General features: G+C 35.3%; 7 protein-coding genes and 1 pseudogene. All 8 read right to left on the reverse strand.

Annotated features, from left to right (window positions below):
* Positions 1 to 31: 31 nt before the first annotated feature.
* Positions 32 to 841 (reverse strand): Coenzyme F420 hydrogenase/dehydrogenase, beta subunit C-terminal domain, encoded by an 810-nt coding sequence (locus H6A34_RS13105; RefSeq protein ID WP_205105883.1) that lies wholly within the window; start codon positions 839 to 841, stop codon positions 32 to 34.
* Positions 739 to 1149 carry a 4Fe-4S binding protein gene (locus H6A34_RS15550; RefSeq protein WP_205105878.1) on the reverse strand — a complete coding sequence of 137 codons (411 nt, stop codon included), beginning with the start codon at positions 1147 to 1149 and terminating at the stop codon, positions 739 to 741. Before H6A34_RS15550 ends, H6A34_RS13105 begins: the two co-directional genes overlap by 103 nt.
* Positions 1140 to 2249 (reverse strand): NAD-dependent epimerase/dehydratase family protein, encoded by a 1110-nt coding sequence (locus tag H6A34_RS13115; protein ID WP_205105879.1) that lies wholly within the window; start codon positions 2247 to 2249, stop codon positions 1140 to 1142. The genes H6A34_RS15550 and H6A34_RS13115 overlap by 10 nt, the downstream gene beginning before the upstream one ends.
* On the reverse strand, positions 2239 to 3792 hold the full coding sequence (locus H6A34_RS13120) for an oligosaccharide flippase family protein (RefSeq protein ID WP_205105880.1): 1554 nt from the start codon (positions 3790 to 3792) through the stop codon (positions 2239 to 2241). The genes H6A34_RS13115 and H6A34_RS13120 overlap by 11 nt, the downstream gene beginning before the upstream one ends.
* A gap of 45 nt (positions 3793 to 3837) precedes the next feature.
* Complete coding sequence (locus H6A34_RS13125) at positions 3838 to 5088, reverse strand: nucleotide sugar dehydrogenase (protein ID WP_205105881.1); 1251 nt, start codon at positions 5086 to 5088, stop codon at positions 3838 to 3840.
* A 96-nt stretch (positions 5089 to 5184) separates the two neighbouring features.
* A complete protein-coding gene (locus H6A34_RS13130; protein WP_205105882.1) occupies positions 5185 to 6303 on the reverse strand; it encodes a hypothetical protein in 1119 nt (372 codons plus the stop codon).
* Between the two features lie 57 nt (positions 6304 to 6360).
* On the reverse strand, positions 6361 to 6537 hold the full coding sequence (locus H6A34_RS13135; protein ID WP_239480884.1) for a hypothetical protein: 177 nt from the start codon (positions 6535 to 6537) through the stop codon (positions 6361 to 6363).
* Positions 6538 to 6612: 75 nt separating this feature from the next.
* Positions 6613 to 6714: pseudogene (locus H6A34_RS15070) on the reverse strand (IS982 family transposase); the annotation flags it as partial.

The raw sequence follows: 6714 nt of genomic DNA on the forward strand, positions 1-6714 counted from the left end.
GATTATCAACTATAAAGGTACTAAAAATATCTCATTCCCACAACTTTTTCAATCGTTTTCTTATACCGAACTCACGTTTTTTTATGATTGTTTTTATAATATAAAGTTTGTATTTGCTCTCAAATTTCTTTTGAGCAAGATCTAAATCACAATTTAACAAGTGTTCAACAAGTTCGCCATAATCAGTGGTATCAAGCTTTGAATATAATATTTCTCGTAAGGGAGGTATCAAACGCTTTGTGGCATGAACAGCTGGTTGGCAAAATGATAAGTTCCATGATAGTTTTTCTTCTATCAAGAAAGGGATAATTGCCTTTTTAAGAAAAATACCTTTAGTTGTATTTACAGAATACAATGTTCTTATTACATTGCTTGACTTAAGAATCGGGTTTGTGATGCAAGTATCATTAATAAACCATGGATCTCCTACAGTAAGATCACCATAACGACTTTTTGCTTTAAACAGGCAGGAATAACAAAATAATCTTAAATTGTAACTATTGTTATCTCCTGCATAAGCAAAACATCTATATGATGGAGAGCTTTTGGCAAAACGTTCAATATGAATAACTTTATTCTTTTTTGTCAAATCAAAATTTACCATTCCTCCATTTTGATTTTTGAAAACACGTTTACTTCGGAAACGGAAATTCTTGATTTTACCTTTCAACTTGTTCTCCCAATAATTGACCTCTAGCGGCATTAGTTTAGGGCTAAAAACTCCATGACATATAAGATCTATAGTATAAAGATTGGCATATTCCTTACGTAGGAAAGACTTAAGACCAGCAATTTGACATGGTGTTCTCCAAAAACGTATCCTCCATTTGATATAATATATTTAGATACCATGGTGCATATTCCTATAGATGCACTTTCTTGGTAATAATCTTTCCGCTTTGTTGTTGCAATATAACAGGATTGTTCTTGTGTTGCATTCTCTTTCTTGTTTCCAACACATGGACAAATTTTATCACATGTTCCACATTCAATACATTTGTCTTTATTAAGAACAGGGAAAAGGAAGCCTTCGTTATCCGAAATCATGGAAATGGCATGAAATTTACAGGCTTGTTTACATGCACCACATCCAGAACAAGTATCTTTATGTTTTGTAAAAACATAACATTTATGCCTACTTATATCCATTTTGACAACCTCCTAGCTAGATTCAAAGGGAAATATCTATATATAAAGTAAATAAGCTTTGATTTTGAGTGGGAATTAGGATATCTTATATAGTTGCATTTAATTCCAATTTGATTTAACATCTTATCAATCCTTGCATCAAATGCATAATCATATTTATAACTTTTACAATTTTCCCAAAAATCAATGACATGATCTAAGCCTTCGTCTAGTGTAGTCTTAAATTGAAGATGAGGAACAGCATATATAATCTTGCTGTTGTCAAATTTTGCATCAAGCGCCCTGTCCCCAAGAAGTATTCCACGAAATTCAGGCAAAATGTTGGCTAATACTTTAGAATCTATATTTGCTACATTGAGTGTTGCTCCGAGCTTAGTGAATAATAGTTCAACTATTTCTTTTTGTGTATAACAAAATGAGGTAGTAATATTGAAATCCTCGTTTATAGCTTTAGCATTAAAAAATAGGCCAACAGTCCCTATCGCAAAATCTTCTGAATATGTGACGGTTGTGATAGCTTTCCCATCGTCCCAATAAAACCAAGGTTTTCCAGATTTTATGCGTTCAATTATAGTTCTATGATATTTATATGCAGGAGTTATTCCTAATGGGATACGCTCATTATTATATGTTATATATGGGCGTATAATTGTAAAATATGATGACGCAGAACGTGCTAACTCTTGCAATTTAAGTTCACACTCATATTTTAATGTATTATAAGACCATGTTTCGTTGGGCTTAGGAGAATCTTCTTTTATTGGAAGATTTTCATCATCCCTTTTGAAAACACAAGCAGATGAAATGAAAATATATTGTTCGCATTTATTTGCGAAAACATCATATGCCCTTATTATATCAGAAGGCTCCCTAGAAAGAAAATCCACAATTATGTCAAACCTTTTATCTGCGAATGTGTATTCAAGAGCTTTTTTATCTTTAAAATCACATATTATGATTTTTACATTTCTGGGCAGTCCTTCATTGTTAGAGCCCCTATTCATGACATATACACAATAACCTTTATTTAATGACTCTTTTAGAACTGCATAACTCAAAGTTCCTGTTCCTCCTAATAATAAGATTTTTTTATTTTCCATGCTTTTTGATAATGGAAAGAATTCCTTTTATTTTAGTAAATACAAACTGTCTTTCTTTCTTCTTACAGCCTACATAAAGGATTGAAATAGCAGAACATATAAAACTATTTATAATATTACCAACAGAAAGTAAAGTTGTATTTGGTAACAACAAATGAACAAAAAATGGGATACAAAATGAAACTAGAGCAACCAATGCTACATTAAGAATTACTTGTGTAAGAAAACTAATATAATCAAGGTTTATCATCTTCTTTAGCAACCATAATCTTTGAAATAGGCAAATAACAGATAAAATAATTGCAACGACTAATGCAATTTCTGGGAAATCAGTAAAATCATAGAATCTAAACAAAAAATATGATATAGGGAGATTTAAAAGGTTGGTTCCTCCAACTATTATTTGGTACTTTTTGATATCTCCTGTTGCAAGCATAGCTGTTATCAACGGACCTGAAATGGCTTCACACATCGCAAATATAAGTATTAATTGGACAAAAATGATGGTATGTTTAGGGACAATATTTAGCCATAAAGTTAGAATAGTTTCCGTTTCTATTATAATAGGCAATGAAAGAAATAACAGCAAATAAAAAGATAACCGAGATCCTTGATATATTAATTTGTTCATATAAATAAAATCCCCACAAGCGTATGATTTAGTTATCTGGGGATTTAAAGCCGTCATGAAGTTATTAACAAAACTTGTTACTGCAGTGTTTACTTGAACCGATATACCTCTAGCTGCATTTACAGCTGTAGTGAAGAAAAGATTTAAGACAACATTTATTCCTTGAGTTCTAAGAATGCCAGCAGCAGAGCCTATAAAATTCCAACTTGCAAAACTTGACATTTCTTTTAGTAATGATTTGTTGAGAATCATATGGTAATGGCACTCAGAGAAATTCTTTTTACAATACCAACTGTATGTAAAACGAATAAGAATAGACACAAAACAAATTAACAATGAATAAAAGATGAGTCTATCAATTGGAGAGATCTTTATAAAGAAAGCTATTCCTAATTTGCTGATTGCTTCTAATATGCTTATATATGCAAATGCCGACATTCGCTCATGTGCTATTATACAAGCATTGTAAGGAACACTTATGAGATTGACGATGAATGTAAGTATTGAAAATTGCAAGACCCAATTTGCAGCCGTCATCCTTTCGTCTGGAATATTCATCTTATAGTTGAGGAACCACAAACCTATAGTTTCTGCCAGCAATACTATAATTAGACTTAACCCAAACTGAATGTTTACCGATGTGGAAAATATCTTAACTAACCTCCTCTTATCCCCTTTTCCAAGTTCATATGTTATAAAACGTGAGATTGCAGCAGAAAGAGATCCCGAAATTACAGAGAACATCGCAACTACGCCACCCACAACATTATATATACCATAATCTTCAACCCCAAGCACATTGAGAATTATTCGGCTGGTGTAGAGTGTGACAAGCATTAAGAACAGCATTCTCAAATACAACAGTAACGTGTTTTTTGCAATGCGTTCGCTTTTTTCTGATGATTGCGACATTATTAGATACACATTTGAATCAATAAAAACGAAAAATATAAATTTTTAATCCCTCCTAAAAATATCCCTTGTGTAAACTTTATCTTTCACATCATCCAGACAAGAATCATATCTGTTGGCAATGATAGCATGACTTTGTTGCTTGAATGTTTCGAGATTGTTCACCACCTTGCTACCGAAAAATGTGCTGCCATTTTCAAGTGTGGGTTCATTGATGATTACTTCTGCTCCTTTTGCCTTGATACGTTTCATTACGCCTTGGATTGATGATTGGCGGAAGTTATCCGAGTTTGATTTCATTGTAAGACGGTAAACGCCGATGACACACTTCTTTTCCTCTGATGGGTTAAAATCGCCACGGTTGTAATAATCATAATAACCGGCTTTGTGGAGAACACGGTCTGCGATAAAGTCCTTCCTTGTCCTATTGCTTTCTACTATTGCCTGGATTAGATTTTCAGGAACGTCTGCGTAGTTGGCAAGAAGCTGTTTCGTATCTTTCGGTAAACAATAACCACCATAGCCAAAACTCGGGTTGTTGTAATGTGTTCCAATACGTGGGTCAAGACATACACCATTGATTATAGCCTGTGTGTCAAGCCCCTTCATTTCGGCGTAGGTGTCAAGCTCGTTAAAGTAGGAAACACGTAAGGCAAGGTAGGTATTAGCAAAGAGTTTTACTGCTTCAGCCTCGGTAGTACCCATGAATAGGGTATCAATATTTTCCTTGATTGCTCCTTCCTGCAACAATGCGGCAAACTCATGGGCTGCCTTATCCAACCTTTCATCGCCTTCTGGTCGACCAACTATTATTCTACTTGGGTAAAGGTTGTCATACAGAGCCTTACTTTCACGTAGGAATTCGGGTGAGAAAATGATATTGTCGGTATCCATCTTCTTCCTTATCATTTCAGTATAGCCGACAGGAATGGTGCTTTTGATAACCATTATAGCATTGGGATTGACGCTCTTGACCAACTCAATAACCTCTTCAACATGGCTTGTGTCAAAATAGTTCTTTACAGGGTCGTAATTGGTCGGTGCTGCAATGACCACAAAATCTGCGTCAGAATATGCTTTTGCTCCATCTGTTGTTGCTGTCAGGTTCAGGTCCTTTTCTGCCAGGTATTTTTCAATATAATCATCTTGAATCGGTGACTTACGTTGGTTTATCAGGTTTACTTTTTCAGGAATTACATCTACTGCCGTTACGTGATGATGCTGGCTGAGAAGGGTCGCTATACTTAGACCTACATAACCAGTTCCAGCTACTGCAATTTTTGTGTCTTTGTTCATATTATTTTGTGCTAATTATATCGTTTTTATTTTTACAAAGAATTGAATACACCTACATTCACAATATTACATGATTCCGTATATTTGTAAAGCCTATTATTTTGAGCTAAGGGAATGTTCAGGAACGAGCCAATTCAGAAAGTCAAGAATGTTCGGTTCATCAGTATAGAAACCGTTGATGTCCTTATCAAATTCATCGTAAAGATCTTGGTACATGGTGTATTTATTTCCGAACTTTGTGGTGAAGAACTTATGTCTTGAATCCTCTTTCTCATCTTCATGTATCTTATCCCAGAAAATGTCGCTGTCCCATAAGTCGAATTCGTTTTTATCCAACCATACTACAGGGCCATTGACGTATGTTTTCCCGAGATATGTAACAAGCTGGCCGACAAAACACATATCCGCAATCTTCCTTTTTGAGACATGGGCTGGAAATATGACATCAAGGGTCGTATTGTCCTTTTTCATTACCGTAACTGTATATCCGCCATCTTTGCTTTCAAACGGCAGGTAGGAATCCAACGACATGGGATGAACAGTTTTCAGGTTTGCAATCACGTCCCTTCCATCCTCATCCATCCTGAAACTCTCGGCAATTCTTGAAAGCAATGTACCACCTTCCTTATCATGCCAGTTGAAAGCCAAGTCGGATTCAAGCATTTCTTTTGCCTTGACATTATCACCACCAACAAGCTCCAAGAATGCGTCTTTTCTGTATTGTAGGTTGGGATATATTCTCTTTACTGTCTTGTCCTGAATGGCGAAATAAAGAGCTACATCTTTCAACCTTTGGAAATCACCTGACAAAACACATTCCTTAATCCACTGTTTCAGGCTGCTTTCGGGTGCATCGGCTACGGCTTGGGTGAAGGCATTATAAAGAAGGTTAGTGTCTTTTGTTGATAGATCCAACTTGTCACACCAATAAAAAGCCATGTTGCCCAAATTCCTGTAAATTACACTATAAGAGGAATCAATATCGACGGACACTGTATTTTCGACAAGCAGAACCAATTGGAGCAGGTAATATTCGTTCATATTCCTGGCACTTCCCTTTGCGATGTCATGGAATTGCTTGTAGACACCGTAATAAAAAGTCACGTCACCATTTACGTCCATAGTGGGATGATGAAATTTCTGCCACCTTTTCTTGAATATGGCTTCAGAAGTTATGGTTATATTTGAAGATTGGTTGTTATGCCGTTTTTTCACTGTCTTGCATCCTTAATTTCATTTTTTACCTTTTCACTCCCTCACCTTTTCACCTTTTTATATATGCAGCCAAACAGTTCTGAGATATCTTCTCCAGACAGCAAGGTGAGTGGTAGTGTTTATTTCTTTACAGATGTCGGTACAGGTATTTATAAGCTCATCTTTTGCTTCATTAATGTCGGCTTCTGATATTTTTGTTATAGCCATTACATTGAGCCTGTCTTCACCGACCATGAAATCCTTAACCGCTTTTACACTTGATTTTGCGTCGGTAAGAATATTATATAACGTGAGTTCGGTATAATAATCTTATGCAATAAGCCTGCTTTTATCAATGATGTCAATATTGAGTGACGGTTTCTTAGGAAGCAGGTTGTATGCGATAAGCCCTGCAATCAGGTTGGAAGCAAA

It is taken from the genome of Marseilla massiliensis (genome assembly GCF_016899855.1).
GTDB lineage: Bacteria > Bacteroidota > Bacteroidia > Bacteroidales > Bacteroidaceae > Prevotella.

Bases quoted from the DNA above. Each gene is read 5' to 3' on its own strand.
- H6A34_RS15550 (WP_205105878.1), bottom strand. From the start codon at position 1,149: ATGGATATAAGTAGGCATAAATGTTATGTTTTTACAAAACATAAAGAT.
- H6A34_RS13115 (WP_205105879.1), bottom strand. From the start codon at position 2,249: ATGGAAAATAAAAAAATCTTATTATTAGGAGGAACAGGAACTTTGAGT.
- H6A34_RS13120 (WP_205105880.1), bottom strand. From the start codon at position 3,792: ATGTCGCAATCATCAGAAAAAAGCGAACGCATTGCAAAAAACACGTTA.
- H6A34_RS13125 (WP_205105881.1), bottom strand. From the start codon at position 5,088: ATGAACAAAGACACAAAAATTGCAGTAGCTGGAACTGGTTATGTAGGT.
- H6A34_RS13135 (WP_239480884.1), bottom strand. From the start codon at position 6,537: ATGGTCGGTGAAGACAGGCTCAATGTAATGGCTATAACAAAAATATCA.